Source organism: Hamadaea sp. NPDC050747 (assembly GCF_040654195.1).
Lineage (GTDB): Bacteria > Actinomycetota > Actinomycetes > Mycobacteriales > Micromonosporaceae > Hamadaea.
This window is the reverse complement of the sequence record NZ_JBFAHM010000013.1, coordinates 144,828-162,199: the sequence shown is the minus strand read 5'-3', so window position 1 is coordinate 162,199 and position 17,372 is coordinate 144,828. Positions and strand designations below refer to the sequence as shown.

Here is a 17,372-nt window from a genome sequence, read left to right as displayed (position 1 = left end):
CGCGGCAGGCAGAGGCACAACGGAAGACGGCCGAAAAGAGATCACCGGACGCGACGTCATCGGTCGTGGCCTGCGAGTTCTCTGGGCCGGCGTCAAGCACGAGCCGAAGATCTTCACGATCGCGACGATCGGGAGCATCCTGTTCGGCCTGCTGACCATCGGGACGGCGTACGCCCTCGGCTACGTGGTGGGACACGTGGTCGAGCCGGCTTTCGCTACGGAGCGTTACGAGTGGGGCACGCTCCTCCTGGCGGCGGGCGTCGTCCTCGCGGTCAGCGCCGGAAAGGTTCTCGGCATCTTCGGCCGGCGGCTGGGCTCCGGCTTCATGCAGTTCCGGCTGCAGGCGACATACCGGCGCAAGGTGACCCGCCGCTACCTGGAGCTGCCGCCGGCCTGGCATGCCCGGCACTCGACCGGTTCGCTGCTGTCCAACGCGAACTCCGACGTCGAGGCGACCTGGTGGCCGATCGCGCCGCTGCCGTTCGCGATCGGCAGCATCGTCATGATGTTCGCCGCCGTCGTGGTGCTCTTCTTCACCGACTGGGTGCTGGCGCTGGTCGGCCTTGCCGTCTTCCCGGCGTTGTTCAGCCTCAACGTGGTCTACTCCCGCCGGATGGCGCCCCGCCAGGCGAAGGCGCAGTCGCTGCGGGCGGCCGTCAGCGGCATCGCCCACGAGAGCTTCGACGGCGCACTCGTCGTCAAGACGATGGGCCGGGAGCAGGCCGAGACCGAGCGGTTCGCGGCCAAGGCCGGTGAGCTGCGCGACGCGTTGATCCGGGTCGGCCGGCTGCGGGGCGTCTTCGACCCGTCGCTGGAGAGCCTGCCGAGCGTCGGCACCCTCGCCGTCCTCGTCGCGGGCGCCTGGCGGGTCCAGTCCGGTGCGATCTCGCTGCAGGACCTCATCTCGGTCACGCTGCTGTTCACCGTCATGGCGTTCCCCGTCCGGTCGATCGGCTGGGTCCTCGGCGAGCTGCCGCGGTCGGTCGCGGGCTGGGACCGCGTCCAGCGCGTGCTGACCGCGACCGGGGAGATGACGTACGGGGAAAGCGGTGTCCCGGGCGAGGGGGCGGCCGAGATCGCCTTCGACCGCGTCGACTTCTCCTACGTGGCCGGCGAGCCTGTCCTGCACGACGTCACCTTCAAGGTGAAGCCGGGCAAGACGGTGGCCCTCGTCGGGCCGACCGGCTCGGGGAAGTCCACCATCGCCACCCTGGCCGCCCGGCTGCTCGACCCCGACTCGGGCGAGGTCCGGCTCGGCGGCGTACCGGCGACCCAGCTGGCGGCGGCCGACCTGGCGCAGACCGTGGCGCTGGTGCCGCAGCTCTCGTTCGCCTTCGACGACACGGTCCGGGCCAACGTCACGCTCGACCGGTCGCACGCCGACGGCACGCCGATCACCGACGAAGAGACCTGGGCGGCGCTCGCCACTGCGCAAGTGAAGCCGTTCGTGGAACGGCTGCCGGATGGACTTGACACAGAGCTCGGCGAACGCGGCACGACGTTGTCCGGCGGCCAGCGCCAGCGGCTCGTGCTGGCCCGCGCCCTGGCCGGGCAGCCGCGCGTACTGATCCTCGACGACGCGACCAGCGCGGTGGACCCCCGCGTCGAGGCGGCCATCCTCCGGTCGCTCCGATCCACCACCGACTCGGGAACGGGCGGGGCCACGATCCTCGTCGTCGCGTACCGGCGGGCGACGATCGCCCTTGCGGATGAAGTCGTCTATCTGGAACAAGGCCGGGTTGTCGCGCACGGCACCCACACGCAACTCTTGGAGAGCGTCCCCGGGTACGCGGGCCTCGTGACCGCGTACGAGAAGGCGGAAGCCGACCGGGACCGGTCCTACGAGGCGGAGGAGCCCGAAGACGACCTCGAGGAACCCGACACAGCGATGGAGATCGTTCGATGAGCGCAGCGGCCGTTCCTGATTCGACCGCGACCGCGACGACCTGGCAGACCCTGAAACGGGGCCTGTCGCTCTCGCCGGAGCTGCGGACCGGCCTGCTCGGCACCCTCGGGCTGGCCATCTTGTCGATGGTGGGCCGCGTCGCCGTGCCGATCGCCATCCAGCAGGGCATCGACGAGGGCTTGCAGGCGCCGGGCGGCCCCGACCTGGGGCGCATCACGATCGGGGCGCTGCTGACGGTGGCCATCCTGGTCTGCACGACCGCCTGCGGCTACCTCATGATGAAGCGCCTGTTCACGGTCTCCGAGACGGCGCTGGCCTCGTTACGCGTACGCACCTTCCGGCACATCCACGATCTGTCGATGCTGCACCAGCAGACGCAGCGCCGAGGTGTCCTGGTCGCCCGGGTCACCTCCGACGTGGACTCCATCACCCAGTTCCTCCAGTGGGGCGGCGTGATCCTGCTGGTCAACAGCGGACAGATTCTCGTCACGACCGCCGTGATGGCGTTCTACTCGTGGGAGCTGACGCTGGTCGTGCTCGCCGCGTTCGTGCCGTCGGCGTACCTGATCAAGAAGTTCCAGCCGATCCTGTCCACCTTCTACGTCGAGGTCCGCAAGCGGGTCGGCGCGCTCTACGGCGCGGTCTCCGAGGCGGTCGTCGGTTCCGCCGTCATCCGGGCCTACGGCGTCGGCGCGCGTACGCAGGAGAAGCTGGACGAGACGATCGGCACCTACGAGAAGGCCCAGAAGCGGGCGCTGCGGATGAGCGTCACCAGCTTCTCCACCGGAGAGCTGGCGGCGGGTCTGGCGATGTCGGCGGTGGTGATCGTCGGCGTGCTGCTGGGCGTCGGCAAGCAGCTGGAGCTGGGCGAACTGGTCGCCTTCCTGTTCCTGGTGACGCTGTTCATCCAGCCGGTGCAGATCGCGACCGAGGTGCTCAACGAGGCGCAGAACGCGATCTCGGGCTGGCGGCGGGTGCTCGACGTCCTCGACGAGAAGCCGGACGTCGCCGACCCGGCGCACGACGGCGTGGACCTGCCGTCCGGCGCCCTCGACCTCACCTTCGAGCACGTGAGCTTCAACTACCCGGAGGGGCCGCGCGTCCTGCACGACGTGCACCTGGAAATCCCGGCCAAGACGAAGGTCGCGGTGGTCGGCGAGACCGGCAGCGGCAAGACCACCTTCGCCAAGCTGCTCACCCGGCTCATGGATCCGACCGAGGGCCGGGTTCTGCTGTCCGGAGTGGACCTGGCGACCGTGCGGTTCGAGTCGCTGCGGTCCCACGTCGTGATGGTGCCGCAGGACGGCTTCCTCTTCGACGACACGATCGGCGCGAACGTGCGGTTCGCCCGGCCGTCGCTGACCGACGACGAGCTGACCGCCGCCTTCGACGAACTCGGCCTCGGCGACTGGCTGGCCGGGCTGCCCGAGGGCCTGGCGACGTCGGTCGGGGAGCGGGGCGAGGCGCTCAGCGTCGGCGAGCGCCAGCTCGTCGCGCTCGCCCGCGCCTACGTGGCCGATCCGGACCTGCTCGTGCTCGACGAGGCGACCAGCGCGGTCGACCCCGCCACCGAGGTCCGCCTCCAGCGCACGCTCGACGCGGTCACCCGCGGCCGGACGACCGTCGCGATCGCGCACCGGTTGTCCACAGCGCAGGCGGCCGACGAGGTGATCGTGGTGGACAAGGGTGTGATCGTCCAGCGTGGACCGCACGAGGACCTCGTGGCCCAGGAGGACTCGGTCTACGCCCGCCTCTACGCGAGTTGGCTCGAACAAACCCGATAGACATTGGTCGGATCTCCGCGGTGGTCCGGACCGTCCCTCCCGTGACGCCGTCACGTCCGCGCGGCGACGTCCGCGCGGGTTGATCATGCTCGTACGGAGGTGATCAGGCCGGTGGGGACACGACATGCCGGTTGATCACGACCGATCATGATCGTGCGGAAAGGCTGGGGCGGGGACGGCGGGCGGGGAGGGCAGCCGAGGGTTAGGCGAGGGGGTCGGCTAGGAGTTGCTCGAAGGCCAACTCGGCCGCGCCGAGCAGGGCCGCGTCGTCGCCGAGTTGGGGCGTACGCAGTCGCACGTGCTCCCGGCAGGCGGCGAGCGCGTTGTGGTTGAGGCGGCTGCGGACCTGGGCCGCTGAGGCGAGGTAGACGTCGCGGAGCGTACCGCCGAAGACGACCAGCTCCGGGTTGAAGATGTTGACGAGGTTGGCGACGCCGAACCCGAGCCAGTCGCCGACGTGGCGGACGGCCGCTTGCGCCTCCGCGTCGCCTCGGGCGGCCGCGTCGACGACGGCCAGGACGGCGTCCCGGCCGAGCTGGCCGGCGCGTCCCGCGTGCCGCAGCAGGGACTCTTCGCCGATCTCGGTCTCCCAGCAGCCCCGGGATCCGCAGCCGCACGGCCGGCCGTTCGGGTTGACGACCATGTGGCCGACCTCGCCGCCGTATCCGCCGTGCCCGGTGACGCGACGGCCACCGGCGATGATCCCGGCGCCGATGCCGACGTCGCTGTAGACGTAGATGATGTTCGAGCAGCCCTGGGCCGAGCCCCGGGTGTGCTCGGCCAGGGCGGACAGGTCCGCCACGTTGCCGACGACCACGCTGGGCAGCAGATCGGGCAGCTTCTCGCGCAGGGCCGCCCCGACCGGCTGGTCGAGCCAGCCCAGGTGGGGTCCGAGCCGGACGACGCCGTCCTCCCGCCGGACGAGGCCGCACACGGCCACGCCCGCGCCGATGCAGCGCGCGCCGGGTCCGACGCTCGCCTCCATCGACTCGATGAACTCCCGCAACGGGGTGACGACGTCCTCGGCGGGTCGTTCGCCTTCCCGGCGATCCATGATGACGCCGCCGAGTCCGATGCGGGCGGCGCTGATCCGGTCGACGCCGATGCTGGCGGCGTACGCGTAGACCTGCTCGGAGGACGCGCGGACCACAAGGGACGGACGGCCCGCGCGCCCGGTCTCCCGAGGCGCCTCTTCGCTGACGAGCCCGACGGCCGCGAGTTCCGCGGTGAGGGCGCCGATGGTGGAGCGGTTGAGACCGAGCTCGGAGGTGAGTTCGGCGCGGGAGATCTGGCCGCGCACATGCACGAAGCGCAGCAGCGCTCCGAGGTTCTGGCGCCGGATCTCCTCCTGGCTCGGTCCCGCCCGCATTCAGCGTCCTTTCCGGACAGTCGTCTCGGTGCTCGTCAGGAGGTCGCCGAGCGACGGCGGAACAACGCGTCCACGCCCGCGGCGGCCAACAGCACCGAGCCGGTGAAAACGTACTTCACCCAGGAGCTGAGGCCCAGTAGCCCCAGCCCGTTGACGATCACGGCCACGACGAGGCCGCCGAGGACGGCGTCGAAGATGCGGCCCCGGCCGCCGAAGAGGCTGGTACCGCCGATGACCGCGGCGCCGACGGCGTACAGGAGGACGTTGGAGCCGCCCGTGTTCGGGTCGACCGACCGCGCTTGGCTGACCGCGACGATGCCGCCGATCGCCGCCATCGACGAGCAGATGACGAAGGCAGCGATGCGGATGGTGTCGACTCGGATGCCGGCTCGGCGGGCCGCCTCCATGTTGCCGCCGACCGCGTAGACGTGGCGGCCGAACCGGGTGCGGCGCAGCACGATCGTCCAGAAGACGAGCAGGACCGAGATGATCGGGACGATGATCGGCAGCCCCTTGAGCGAGCCGAAGATCGCGGGGTTGCGCGACCGCTCCTCGTTCAGCACCGCGACGGCGACGCCCAGCAGGATGGCGAGACTGCCGATCCGCAGCGCGATGATCTCCCACGGGTCGGAGGCGAGGCCCCGGCCGGTGCGCTTGACCTTCGTGACGATCTGGACGGCGGCCAGGCCGAGCACCGCGACGGCCACGAAGGCCCACCCGAGCATCGGCGACAGGTATTCGTTCTCCAGCGCGATGATGACCGTCTGGTTGTCCCGGATGGAGATGTTGGTGCCCTCTTTGAGCAGCCGGAGCACGACGCCCTGGAAGGCGAGGAAGGCCGCGAGAGTCACCACGAAGGACGGGATGCCGACCTTGGCCACGAGGAAGCCGAGCAGCGCCCCGATCGCGGCGCCGGTGACGATCGCGACGCCGCAGGCCGCGTACCAGGGCCAGCCCTCGTTCGTCAGCAGGATCGCGAGGACCGCCGCGCAGACACCCGAGGTGAAACCGGCCGACAGGTCGATCTCCCCCAGGAGCAGGACGAAGACGAGGCCCATCGCGATGACCGTGATCGGCGCGGCCTGGGTGAACAGGTTCGCGATGTTGAGCGGCGCGAGGAACGCCGGGTTCAAGATGGTGAACAGGGCGCAGAGGAAGACCAGGCCGGCCACCGCGGGCAGCGCGCCCAGGTCGCCGCCGCGCAACTTCCGGCCATAGTTCTTCGCGTACGCGATGAGCGGGCTCTCGGCGCGCTCGGGCGTGGCCACCGTCGGGGTGGTCGTCGCGGTGCTCACAGTGCCTCCTCCGGCTGCAGTCCGAGGCTGCCGCTGCGTCCGGCGGTGATCAGCTCTACGACTTGGGCGTGGGTGACGTCGGTCGTCTTGACCTGGGCCGCCATTCGTCCCAAGTAGAGGGCGGCGATCCGGTCGGAGACGGCGAAGACGTCGTTCATGTTGTGCGAGATGAGCACGACCGCCAGGCCGTTGTCGGCCAGGCGGCGTACCAGTTCGAGGACCTGGGCGGTCTGCGCGACGCCGAGCGCGGCGGTGGGTTCGTCGAGGATGACCAGGCGGCTGTTCCACAGCACGGCCTTGGCGATGGCCACGGTCTGGCGCTGCCCGCCGGAGAGGCTGGAGACCAGCTGGCGCACCGATTTCACGGTACGCACCGACAGCCCGGCCAGCGTCTGCTGGGCGAGCTGCTCCATGGTGGGCTCGTCGAGGATGAGGCCGCTGCGCCGTTCCCGGCCGAGGAACATGTTCTGGACGATGTCGAGGTTGTCGCAGAGCGCGAGATCCTGGTAGACGATCTCGATGCCGTGGTGGGCCGCGTCCCGCGGACCGTGGATGTGCACCCGTTCCCCGGCGACCAGGACCTCGCCATGGTCGGTGGTGTAGATGCCGCTGATGCACTTGACCAGGGTGGACTTGCCGGCGCCGTTGTCGCCGACGAGTGCGGTGACCTCGCCGGCCCGCACGGTGAAGTCGACGTCGCGCAGCACGTGCACGGGGCCGAAGCTCTTGTTCACGCCCCGTAGCTCCAGCAGGGGAGGGGCGGTGGTCTCGCTCACGGGTGGTTCTCCTCGGGGTGGGGCGCCGCGACGGGGGACGGGCGGAGGAAAGGCTCGCCGACGTCAGCCGACGCCGGCGAGCCGTCCAGTCTTCCAGCGGAAGATCAGCTGATGCCGGCCTCGGCGCACTTGGCCGCGAACTCGGCCGTGCACAGCTCGGCCTTGGTCACGTAGCCGTCGGCGACGACGTCCTTGACGTTGGCGAAGGTGATCGCCTGGGGGTCGAGGAGAATCGCCGGGACGTCCTTCTGCGTGGTCGGGTCCTTGACCGTCTTGCCGGTCTCCTTCTTCTCCCCCTTGGCCAGCGCGATCGCCAGAGCGGCGGCGTTGTCCGCCTCCTTCTTGACCGCCTTGTAGACCGTCATGCACTGGTCGCCGGCGAGGATGTTCTGCAGGCCCTGCACGGTGGCGTCCTGGCCGGTGACCGGGACCTTCCCGTTCAGCTTGTTCTTCTTCAGGATGGTGATCGCCGCGTTGCCGAGACCGTCGTTCGCCGCGAGGACGCCGTCGATCTTGCCCTTCTGGCGGGTCAGCATCTGCTCGAACATCGTGCCGCCGGTGGCGTTGTCCCAGTCCGGCACCGACTCGTCCGGGCCCTTGACGTACTCGCCGCTGTCGTACTTCGGCTTGAGGATCGAGTCGTAGCCGTTCTTGAAGAGCGTCGCGTTGTTGTCCGTCGGCGAGCCGTTCAGCTCGGCGATGACCGGCTTGGTGACGTTCTTCTTGGTCAGGCAGTCGACCAGGCCCTGGCCCTGGAGCTTGCCGACGGCCTCGTTGTCGAAGCTGACGTAGTACTGCGCGCCGCCGCCGAGGGTCAGGCGGTCGTAGTCGATGGTCGCGACGCCCTGCTGGCGCGCCTTGTCGATGACGGCCTTGCCGGTGCCCGAGTCCAGGTTCACGATCATCAGGACGGTCGCGCCGTTGGTGATCATCTGGTCGGCGATCGTCTGGAACGCGGCCTTGTCGTTCTGGGCGTTCTGGATGTCGGCCTTGATGCCGGCGGCCTTGAACGCCGCCTCGAGGTACTTGCGGTCGGCGGTCTCCCAGCGGGCCGAGGACTTGCTGTCCGGAAGGATGACGCCGATCTTCGGCTCTTTCGTGGTGCCCGAACCGGTTTTGTCGTCGTTGCCGCCACAGGCGGCGAGGCTGCCGACCGTCATGACGCCGACGGCGGTCAGGGCAAGGAGGCTCCTGCGCATCTTCGCTCGGTTTCCTCTCGGGGGATGGGCGGGGCGCGGGTTAGGGACTGGTCCGACCGGGATCCGGAGCCCGGTCGGACCATACGTGCGACCGGTCACACGATGGTTTGTTGTGCCCGGCAACGTATGTTGTCGCGAGGCGTCCGCGCAAGGGCGAGGTTTGTTGCTGGCGATAACAATTCAGTCACGCAGTTTTAACCTGCGAAGAAACGCAGCTGGATCAGGGTTCTCGGTCGAATCTTCTGCCATGATTCGGCCGGGAACCCTGATCCAGCGCCCAAAAAGCGGCGGCTAAGCCGAGCCGGCGAGGGCGTCGCCGAGGGGCGTACGCCCATAAAGGACAGACCGCCCGTCCCGGGCGCGCCGGACGAGCCCGGCCCGCAGCAGGACGGCGAGGTGATCGCCGACGGCTCCGGTGGCCAGGCCGAGGCTGCGGGCGAGCTGGGTGGTGCTGGCCGGATCGTCGAGGGCCAGCAGCAACCGGGCCCGGGACCGTCCTAAGAGGTCGGCCAACGCTTCCGGGGCGGCCGGAGGCTGCCGCTCCCACAGCGCGGCCACGCCGCGGGCCGGGTAGATGATCGCCTTGGGCCACGGCGAGTCGGAGTACGCCGCCAGCCCCGGCCAGATATGTGCGCTCGGGATCAGGAGGAGGCCTTCGCCGTTGAGGTCCACACGGCCGCCACTGCGCAGCGCCCGGACGTCGATTCCGCCGTCGCGCCAGCTGACCTCGGGATGCAGCCCGTCGAGGGCGGCCGCCCAGCCTCGGCGGGCCAGCAGCCCGGCCCGGTGGACGACGTCTCGTTCGCAGATCGCCCGGAGCTGCGGCCAGTCCGGCGCGATCAGTTCGTGCCAGGCCGCGTCCAGGGCGACGGCGACCCGTTCGACGACGTCGGGGCTGTGCAGGATGGCCGCCGCCCGGGGATCGGTGGAGGTGCCCCGGTTCAGGCAGTCGGCGATGTCGGCGCGCGCGACGGACAGCGGGGTGGCCCGGGTGGCGGCGAGATCGTCGGCCCAGGTCTGTGCCAGCCCCAGTGGTGGCCAGGCGGTGAAGTTCGGCCCGCCCTTCTCGTAGTTCAAGGCCAGGACGGCGTCGATCTCCGTCTCCCGGCGCAGGCGTTCGAAGCCCGGCCGGAACCGGTCCAGTGGAGGGCCGGCACCGAGGTGGCGGTCGAAGCCGGTGAGCCGCCGCAGCACCTGAGCCAGCTCCATCGCCGGGGACAGGGCGAATCGGCTGTGCAGCAGGTCGTCCGGGCCGACCACGAAACGGAGCATCCGTCGACCTTACGTCCATCGGCGAATCATTCGAACCGGGCCGCCGCGCCCAGCAGGCTGTCCGCGTGACCACACTGCTCGAACCCGCGGTCCGGCGGGCCACCTATCGCGAGGTCCTCGCCGACCCCCTCTACCGCCTGCTGTTCGTGACGCGCTCGCTCGCGATCGCGGCCGACTCGCTGCGCATCCTCGCGCTGTCCGTGCTCATCTACACGACCACGTCGTCACCCCTGCTCGGCGCGCTTGCGTTCGGCGCGGGGTTCCTGCCCCAGCTCGTCGGCTCCACGCTGTTCGGGTCGCTCGCGGACCGCGTCCGCCCCCGCTTCGTGATCTTCCTCGGGTACGCCGTGGAATGCGTGTCGGCGGTGCTCCTGGCGACGGTGCCGCTCCCGGCGTGGGCCTGCCTCGTGCTGGTGGCGGTGATCGCGACGTTCGTGCCGGTGTTCGGCGGCGCTTCGGCGCGGGTCATCGCCGAGACGCTGACGGGCGACGCGTACGTGCTGGGCCGGGCGCTGTCGTCGATGTCGTCCTCGGCGGCGCAGCTCGTCGGCCTGGCCGGGGGTGGGGCGGCGATCGCCGCGTTGGGCAGCCCGCAGCACGCGCTCGGAGTCAGCGCGGTGCTCCACGCGATCTCCGCGATCATCATCCGCCTGCGGATGCCGAACCTGCCCGCCGTCCCCGCGGCCGAAGGGTCGACGGGTAACAGCGTGATGAAGCACAGCTGGCGGGCCAACCGGACGCTGCTCGCCGATTGGGCGGTACGCCGGCTGATGTTCGCGCAGTGGCTCCCGCCCGCGTTCTCCGTCGGCGCCGAGGGACTGCTCGTCGCGTACGCGGGGGAGCGGGGGTTCCCGGCGGGCGCGGCCGGCTATCTCATGGCCTGCCTGCCGGTGGGGATGTTCGCCGGAGACCTCGTCGTCGGGCGGTTCGTCGCTCCGCGTACGCGGGAACGGCTGGCCGCGCCGCTCGTGGTGCTGCTCGGACTGCCCCTGGCGCTGCTCGGCTTCGCGGTACCCGTGCCGGTCGCCGCAGCCTTGCTCTTCTTGTCCGGCGCCGGTTTCGCGTACACCTTGGGATTGCAGCGGAGCTTCGTCGACGCGTTGCCGGAAGCGATGCGCGGCCAGGCGTTCGGGGTGCTGGGCTCGGGAATGATGACCGCGCAGGGGCTGGGGCCGGCGGTCTTCGGCGCGATCGCGCTGGCCACCGGCGCGACCGCGGCCGTCGCGCTGGCGGGCGCGGCCGCCGCGGGCTGTGCGGTGATCGTCAGCGTGAGGAGAACTCGGCCACCAGCTGCTCGTCGCAGTTCGCGTTATCCGGGATAACGCGGGCTCGCACAGTGTTCGAGACAGCGTTATCCCGCATAACTCATGGCCGCTCCCGGTGTACGCCTGGGCGCTACGCGGGGAGCGGACCGGTGATGTAGCGCTGGATCGTCGGCCCGATCATCGCCACCAACTCCTCGACCGAGGCGCTCGCGATCGGTTCGAGTTTGATGATGTAGCGCATCATCGCGAGCCCGGCGAGCTGCGTCGCGACCAGCGCCGCCCGGGTCGGCGCCTCGGCCGGGTCGAGGCCCAGCTGCTTGATGACGCGCCGCAGGATTTGGGTGACCAGGAATTCGCGCAGCATCCGCGCGCCCAGTTCGTTGCTCATCCCCGAGCGGATCAGGGCCGCGCCGACGCTGCCGGCGGGCGAGTCCCACACTTTGACGAACATCCGGATCAGGGTCGCGCCCGCGTGCTCGACGCCGTTGCCCGCGATCCCGTCGATGATGGTCCGCGGGTCGATCGGGACCTTCATGGTGTCGAGGAACAGCTGTTCTTTGGAGCCGAAGTAGTGGTGCACCAGGGCCGGATCGACCTCCGCGCCGGCGGCGATCTGGCGTACGGTCGCGCCGTCGAAGCCGCGCTCGGCGAACGCCTGCCGCGCCGACGCCAGAATGGCCTCGCGCGTGTCCGGGCTGCCCGGGCGGCGGCCGGTTCTCTTCGCCATGATGATCCACCTTAGGTCGGGCCGTGCGGCCACCCACGTCGGGCGGCCGCGCGGCCGAACCGGTCAGGGCGTACGCCGTCGCAGGGTCAGCGAGGCGAGCACCAGGGCCAGCACCACGACCCCGGCGACGATGCCGAGGTCACGCCACATCGTCGCGGTGGCGTCGGCGTGCGCTCCGACTTCCTGGAGCGCCTCGACGGCGTACGTCAGCGGCATGACGTCGCTGATCGCCTGCAGCCAGCCCGCCATCTGGTCCCGGGGGACGAACAGTCCACACAGGAGGATCTGGGGCAGGGCGACGACCGGCATGAACTGCACCGCCTGGAACTCCGTCTGGGCGAACGCGCTGGCCAGCAGGCCCAGAGCCACGCCCAGGACGGCGTTGGTGACGGCGATGAGGATCACCAGCGCCGGGCTGCCCGCCGTGTCGAGATCCAACAGCCAGTACGCCAACGCACTGGCGATGGTCGCCTGGATCGCGGCGGCCACGCCGAACGCGATGCCGTAGCCGAACAGCAGGTCGGTCCGGCGTAGTGGGGTCGTGAGCAGTCGTTCCAGCGTCCCGGTGGTCCGTTCGCGGAGCATCGCGATGCTGGTGACCAGGAACATGATGATGAACGGGAACAGTCCCAGCATGATCAGGGCGACCCGGTCGAAGATCATCTCCTGGTTGTCGTACATGAAGTAGAGCAGCGTCAGCAGCAACGTCGGCACCACGACGAGCAGCGCGATCGTGCGCTTGTCGTGCCGCAGCTGGCGGAGGATCCGGGCGGTGGTGTGCAGCAGCGTCATCGGTCGCCCCCTTCCGAACGTCCGTCCGGGCGAGCTTCCGAACGAGGGCGGGCGCCCTGCTCCGTGCCGTTGCCGGCGGCGTCGCCGTGGCGGCGGATGAGCGTCAGGAACGCCTGGTCGAGGTCTTCCGTTCCGGCGGAGGCCTTGACCGCCGCCGGAGTGTCGTCGGCGATGAGCTCGCCCCGGCGGATCAACAGCAGGCGGTCGCACCGGTTGGCCTCGTCCATCACGTGGCTGGAGACCAGCACGGTCGCCCCGTCGGCGGCCAGCTGCCGGAAGCGCGCCCACAACTCGTCGCGCAGGACCGGGTCCTGCCCGACCGTCGGCTCGTCGAGGACCAGGATCTCCGGCTTGCCGACCAGCGCACACGCCAGCGAGGCGCGGCTGCGCTGGCCGCCGGAGAGGTCGCCGACCAGCTGGGTCGCCGCGCCGCCGAGGCCGACGTCGACGACGACCTGATCGGCGTGCGCGCTGTCGAGCCCGTGGAGGGCTGCGAAGTATCGCGCGTTCTCCCGGACCGTCAGGTCGGCGTACACGCTGGGGGCCTGGGTCAGGTAGCCGATCTTGTGGCGCAAGGCGGCCGACCCGGCGGGCTGCCCGAGCACGGTCACCGTGCCGCTCCGCACGACCTGTACGCCGACGACGGCCCGCATCAGCGTGGTCTTCCCCGAACCGCTCGGGCCGAGCAGCCCGGTGATGCTCCCGGTCGGGACCGAGCAGGTGAAGCCGTCCAGCACTCGCAGTTTGCCCCGATCCACCACGAGATCCTTGACCTCGATCATCGTTCCTCCCAGATTTCATTGTCCGTTGAATTCAACGCTAGATGAGTTCCGGAGAGTGGTCAAGCGAACCCCTGTTTCGGGTTCGCGACACGGCGCGGGAGAATCGTGGGATGCCCGACTCGACCCTCGACCCCGCCATCGCACAGCAGCTCAAACGCGACGAACACGGCCTGATCGCCGCGATCGCCCGGCGGCACGACACCGGCGAGGTTCTGATGCTGGCCTGGATGGACGACGAGGCGTTGGCGCGTACGCTCCGGACGGGCCGGGCCACTTACTGGTCCCGCAGCCGCCAGGCGTACTGGGTCAAGGGGGAGACCTCCGGGCACGTGCAGCACGTCAAGGCGGTGCGGCTCGACTGCGACGGCGACGCCCTGCTGCTCGACGTCGACCAGGTCGGGGCGGCCTGCCACACGGGCGAGCCCACGTGTTTCTTCACCGAACTGCCGTTGGGGGCCTGATGCTGTCTGGTGCCGTTACCCCGGACCTCGACGACTTCGAGAAGCGGGCGCAGGGACGGCGGGTGCTGCCCGTCGCCCGGCGGTTGCTCGCCGACGGCGAGACTCCCGTCGGCGTCTATCAGAAGCTCGGCGGCGGTCCCGGCACGTTCCTGCTCGAATCGGCCGAACCCGCTGCCGGTGCCGCTTGGTCGCGGTACAGCTTCATCGGCGTACGCTCGCTGGCCACGCTGACCGAACGGGACGGTCAGGCGGTCTGGCTCGGGGCGCCGCCGGCCGACTTGCCCAGCGAAGGGGATCCGCTCGAAGTCCTCCGTGCGACCCTCGACGCGTTGTCGCACGACCACCTCGACGACGACCTCCCGCCGCTGACCGGCGGACTCGTCGGGTTCCTCGGCTACGACTTCGTCCGGCGGCTCGAACGGCTGCCCAGCCTCGCCGAGGACGATCTCCACCTGCCCGAGGTGGGCCTCATGCTCGCGACCGACCTGGTCGTGCTCGACCATTACGCCGGAGCCGCGATCCTCATCGCGAACGCGGTTCTCCCCGCGGACGGTACTGACGCGGATGTTCGGGCGGCGTACCACATGGCCGTGGGCCGGCTGGACGCGATGACGACGGCCTTGTCGCGGCCGACACCACCCCTGGTCTCGACCGTGCGCGGCGTGGGCGCGCCCGCGTTGCGCAGCCGGACGCCCGACGGCGAGTTCCCGAAGGCCGTCGAGGCGGCCAAGGAGGCGATCCGCGCGGGCGACTGTTTCCAGATCGTCGTGGCGCAACGGTTCGAGGCCGAATGCGAGGCTGACGCGCTGGACGTCTACCGGGTGTTGCGGACGACGAACCCTAGCCCCTACATGTACCTGCTGCGCTACGACGGTTTCGACATCGTCGGCTCGTCGCCCGAGGCGCACCTGAAGGTCAACGCGTCGGGCAAGGCGTTGCTGCACCCGATCGCGGGCACGCGCCCGCGGGGCGTGAGCGCCGAGGACGACGCGCGCCTGGCGAACGAGCTGATCGCCGACCCCAAGGAGCGGTCCGAGCACGTCATGCTCGTCGACCTCGGCCGCAACGACCTGGGGCGGGTCTGCCGGCCGGGCACGGTCGAGGTGCCGGAGTTCGCCACGATCGAGTTCTACAGCCACGTCATGCACATCGTCTCGACCGTCACCGGCGAGCTGCGCCCCGAGCAGTCGGCTTTCGACGCGCTCTGCGCGACCTTCCCGGCCGGCACACTGTCCGGCGCGCCGAAGGTCCGCGCGATGGAGATCATCGAGGACCTCGAACCGACCCGGCGCGGCCTCTACGGCGGCACGGTCGGCTACTTCGGCTTCGGCGGCGACCTCGACATGGCCATCGCCATCCGCACCGCGCTCATCCGAGATCAGCGAGCCTATGTGCAGGCGGGGGCGGGCATCGTGGCCGACTCCGACCCGGCCGCGGAAGAGCAGGAGACCCGCAACAAGGCCATGGCGGTCCTGTCGGCCATCGCCGCCGCGCAAACCCTGCGGGCCGCGCGATGAAAAACCGCATCCTGCTCGTGCTGGTGGTGGCCGCGGGCGTGGTCTGGCTCGCCGGGGACAAGATCGCCTCATGGGTACGCCCAGTGGCGCTGGCGGTGTTCGCCGGTTCGCTGGCCCTCCTGCTGTGGCCCCGGATCCGAGGTTCGGCGCCGAAGCCGCCCGCTTCCCCGGACGCGCCGGAGTCCTCCAAGGACTTGTGGGACGCCATCGATCGCGGCGACGACCCGACCGCCCGCTGACCCGCGCTTCCTCCGCCCCATCCGACCGCCCCTGTCGCGACCGCCCCTGTCGCGTTGATCATGAACTATGTCCTGATCGACCGGCGTGTCGTGTGCGCGGCCCCCTGATCAACTCCCCGAGGTCATGATCGAGTACCCGTGGTCAGCGATCGCCGGGCCGTTGTCGAGATCAAGATCCGCTGGTATGCGGAATTGGGCCTCGTGGCGCACATGACGGGAACATGATCTCCGATTCAGGCTGCCCAGCGCAGACGCCGGGCACTGGATCAAGCTCAGCCCGATGGCCGGTCCGACCGCCTGTCGATCAGGGAGCCGGGGGAACGATCAGGGCGCCGGGGGAACGATCAGGGCGCTGCGGACACGACGCGCCGGTCGATCACGACCGATAGCTCATGATCGCGCGGAAAGCGGCGGGGGAGCCGGCCGGGGAGCTGCGGGGGCGCGGCGGCGGCGCAGGGGCGCGGTGGAGTGCCGCGGGGGCGAGGGTGCTACGGGCGGCGGAGGCGGGCGCGCAGGTCGGCCCGTTCGGCGGCGCGAGCGCGGTCGGCGCAGACCGCGTCCCACGCGTTGCTCTGCGCGGTCGCGATGCCCTTCTCGTCGACGAGGGCGCGCTGCAGTTGGCCGAAGATCCGGGCGCTGAACGTGATGACGGCGCGCGGAACTGCGGTGATGTCCCGTTCGGGTGCGATTGTGGACATGACGACCGCCTCCTGACGAATGCCCGTCGACCATTCTGGTCATCCGAGGCCATGAACGCATCTCAACGTGCCGGGCGTCTCAAGTGTTCTGGGACATACCTTCTAGGCTGCGGATTTCCGATTCGTGTCACCGCCGTGACAAGTGGCTCACTCGATCGGCCGAGCGCTGGCGTCGCACTCAAGTAGTTAAGTTTCTTTCCATGAGAAGGTTCCTCGCATTTTTCCTGGCCTTGGCCGTCGCGATGGTGGCCGCTCCGGCACCGGCGCAGGCGGCCGGCACCCCACCGCAGATCTACGGGGCTTGGCACTGTAGTGACGACGCCTGCATCTGGGGCACCGTCCGCACGGTGGCCGAGTTCGATTCGAAGAACCACTGGCTGATCGACCGGGGTGATGGCCGGCCGAGCGTCAACCTGGTGATCCTGAGCTTCGTCGAGCCGCTGAAGCTGCTGCATCAGACGACGGACAGCACGACGCTGAACGGCGTACCCCGGGGGATGACGCCGGAGATCGTCAACTACTTCACCTCGCGGGGCGTACGCGTGATGCTGTCCATCGGCGGGATCACCTACACCGACGAGTGGGACGCGGCTCTGGCCGAAAGCGGGACCCTGCTCGGGCAGCGGGCGGCGGCGGTCGCGACCCAGCTCGGCGTCGGCATCGAGATCGACTACGAGCAGAACTCCAACCCGAACCTCGTCCAGCTGCAGAACTTCATCACGGCCTACCGGGCGGCGCACCCCTACAACGCGGCCGGCACGGACCCGACGGCGCGGCTGACCATCGACACCGCCGCCGGGGACCGGTGGCTCATCGACATCAACCGCAAGGCGACCGCCGACTGGCTGCGGACGGACACCCCGGTGCTCGACTACGCGAACGCGATGGTCCCGGCCCGGCAGCCGTCGACGTCCAGCGCGATCGCCAACTGGCAGGAGCACCTCGATGGCAAGCCGACCTACTCGCCGCCGGTGCTGCCGCTGGCTCCGGCGAAGTTCACCGGCGGGCTGTACGTCGCCGAGGGCAGCAAGGTCCGGCCGGAGTGCACCAACTTCGCCGCCTCCCTGCAGAGCAGCACCGGATCGTGGCTGACCACGGCCGCTCCGAACGGCGCGGGGACGAGCTCCGGTCTGCTCGGCTACATGTTCTGGGCGGCGGAGCGGCCGTCGACCCGGGGCGTCACGACTCAGCCCCCGAACACCTGCGAGGGCGGTATGGGCGTCGGAGCGACCTATTACAACATTCCGATCCCGATGCCGGCGTTGCGACAGAGTTGAGCTGGGAGTTCTC

Annotated in this window: 16 protein-coding genes; 7 read left to right on the top strand and 9 right to left on the bottom strand. The window is 70.1% G+C overall.

What is annotated here, in order from left to right; all coding sequences use genetic code 11:
- Nucleotides 1-40: 40 nt before the first annotated feature.
- Entirely contained in the window at nt 41-1,906 is a 1,866-nt protein-coding gene (locus tag AB0H43_RS29535; protein WP_360004810.1) for an ABC transporter ATP-binding protein, read from the top strand.
- Nucleotides 1,903-3,690 (top strand): ABC transporter ATP-binding protein, encoded by a 1,788-nt coding sequence (locus AB0H43_RS29530; RefSeq protein WP_360004612.1) that lies wholly within the window; start codon nt 1,903-1,905, stop codon nt 3,688-3,690. The genes AB0H43_RS29535 and AB0H43_RS29530 overlap by 4 nt, the downstream gene beginning before the upstream one ends.
- Before the next feature lie 202 nt (nt 3,691-3,892).
- Here AB0H43_RS29530 and AB0H43_RS29525 read toward each other — a convergent pair whose 3' ends face one another.
- The 5 genes from AB0H43_RS29525 to AB0H43_RS29505 form a co-directional block, all read right to left on the bottom strand.
- Nucleotides 3,893-5,059 carry an ROK family transcriptional regulator gene (locus AB0H43_RS29525; RefSeq protein ID WP_360004610.1) on the bottom strand — a complete coding sequence of 389 codons (1,167 nt, stop codon included), beginning with the start codon at nt 5,057-5,059 and terminating at the stop codon, nt 3,893-3,895.
- Between the two features lie 35 nt (nt 5,060-5,094).
- A complete protein-coding gene (locus tag AB0H43_RS29520; RefSeq protein ID WP_360004608.1) occupies nt 5,095-6,354 on the bottom strand; it encodes an ABC transporter permease in 1,260 nt (419 codons plus the stop codon).
- On the bottom strand, nt 6,351-7,130 hold the full coding sequence (locus AB0H43_RS29515; RefSeq protein WP_360004607.1) for an ATP-binding cassette domain-containing protein: 780 nt from the start codon (nt 7,128-7,130) through the stop codon (nt 6,351-6,353). Before AB0H43_RS29515 ends, AB0H43_RS29520 begins: the two co-directional genes overlap by 4 nt.
- A gap of 104 nt (nt 7,131-7,234) precedes the next feature.
- Nucleotides 7,235-8,329, bottom strand: a complete 1,095-nt coding sequence (locus AB0H43_RS29510; protein WP_360004605.1) for a substrate-binding domain-containing protein — start codon at nt 8,327-8,329, stop codon at nt 7,235-7,237.
- Nucleotides 8,330-8,620: 291 nt separating this feature from the next.
- On the bottom strand, nt 8,621-9,601 hold the full coding sequence (locus AB0H43_RS29505; RefSeq protein ID WP_360004604.1) for a DUF5937 family protein: 981 nt from the start codon (nt 9,599-9,601) through the stop codon (nt 8,621-8,623).
- Between the two features lie 65 nt (nt 9,602-9,666).
- Between AB0H43_RS29505 and AB0H43_RS29500 the strand changes: the two genes are divergently transcribed.
- A complete protein-coding gene (locus tag AB0H43_RS29500) occupies nt 9,667-10,923 on the top strand; it encodes an MFS transporter (protein WP_360004602.1) in 1,257 nt (418 codons plus the stop codon).
- 73 nt (nt 10,924-10,996) lie between these two features.
- On the opposite strand, the gene AB0H43_RS29495 is transcribed toward AB0H43_RS29500, so the two are convergent.
- From AB0H43_RS29495 to AB0H43_RS29485, 3 genes are all read right to left on the bottom strand, one after another.
- On the bottom strand, nt 10,997-11,593 hold the full coding sequence (locus AB0H43_RS29495; RefSeq protein ID WP_360004600.1) for a TetR family transcriptional regulator: 597 nt from the start codon (nt 11,591-11,593) through the stop codon (nt 10,997-10,999).
- Nucleotides 11,594-11,656: 63 nt separating this feature from the next.
- Nucleotides 11,657-12,385, bottom strand: a complete 729-nt coding sequence (locus AB0H43_RS29490) for an ABC transporter permease (protein WP_360004598.1) — start codon at nt 12,383-12,385, stop codon at nt 11,657-11,659.
- On the bottom strand, nt 12,382-13,167 hold the full coding sequence (locus tag AB0H43_RS29485) for an ABC transporter ATP-binding protein (protein WP_360004597.1): 786 nt from the start codon (nt 13,165-13,167) through the stop codon (nt 12,382-12,384). Before AB0H43_RS29485 ends, AB0H43_RS29490 begins: the two co-directional genes overlap by 4 nt.
- Before the next feature lie 110 nt (nt 13,168-13,277).
- Here AB0H43_RS29485 and hisI point away from each other — a divergent pair, with 110 nt between their 5' ends.
- The 3 genes from hisI to AB0H43_RS29470 are packed head-to-tail and all read left to right on the top strand — an operon-like array spanning nt 13,278 to nt 15,384.
- A complete protein-coding gene (gene hisI / locus AB0H43_RS29480) occupies nt 13,278-13,628 on the top strand; it encodes a phosphoribosyl-AMP cyclohydrolase (RefSeq protein ID WP_360004595.1) in 351 nt (116 codons plus the stop codon).
- On the top strand, nt 13,628-15,145 hold the full coding sequence (locus tag AB0H43_RS29475) for an anthranilate synthase component I (RefSeq protein WP_360004594.1): 1,518 nt from the start codon (nt 13,628-13,630) through the stop codon (nt 15,143-15,145). Before hisI ends, AB0H43_RS29475 begins: the two co-directional genes overlap by 1 nt.
- The gene (locus AB0H43_RS29470) at nt 15,142-15,384 is read left to right on the top strand and encodes a hypothetical protein (protein ID WP_360004592.1); all 243 of its coding nucleotides are present in this window, start codon (nt 15,142-15,144) and stop codon (nt 15,382-15,384) included. Before AB0H43_RS29475 ends, AB0H43_RS29470 begins: the two co-directional genes overlap by 4 nt.
- Before the next feature lie 488 nt (nt 15,385-15,872).
- Here AB0H43_RS29470 and AB0H43_RS29465 read toward each other — a convergent pair whose 3' ends face one another.
- Nucleotides 15,873-16,082: a hypothetical protein gene (locus tag AB0H43_RS29465; RefSeq protein WP_360004590.1), complete on the bottom strand. Its 210-nt coding sequence runs from the start codon at nt 16,080-16,082 to the stop codon at nt 15,873-15,875.
- Between the two features lie 200 nt (nt 16,083-16,282).
- Here AB0H43_RS29465 and AB0H43_RS29460 point away from each other — a divergent pair, with 200 nt between their 5' ends.
- Nucleotides 16,283-17,359: a hypothetical protein gene (locus AB0H43_RS29460; RefSeq protein WP_360004589.1), complete on the top strand. Its 1,077-nt coding sequence runs from the start codon at nt 16,283-16,285 to the stop codon at nt 17,357-17,359.
- Nucleotides 17,360-17,372 lie beyond the last annotated feature (13 nt).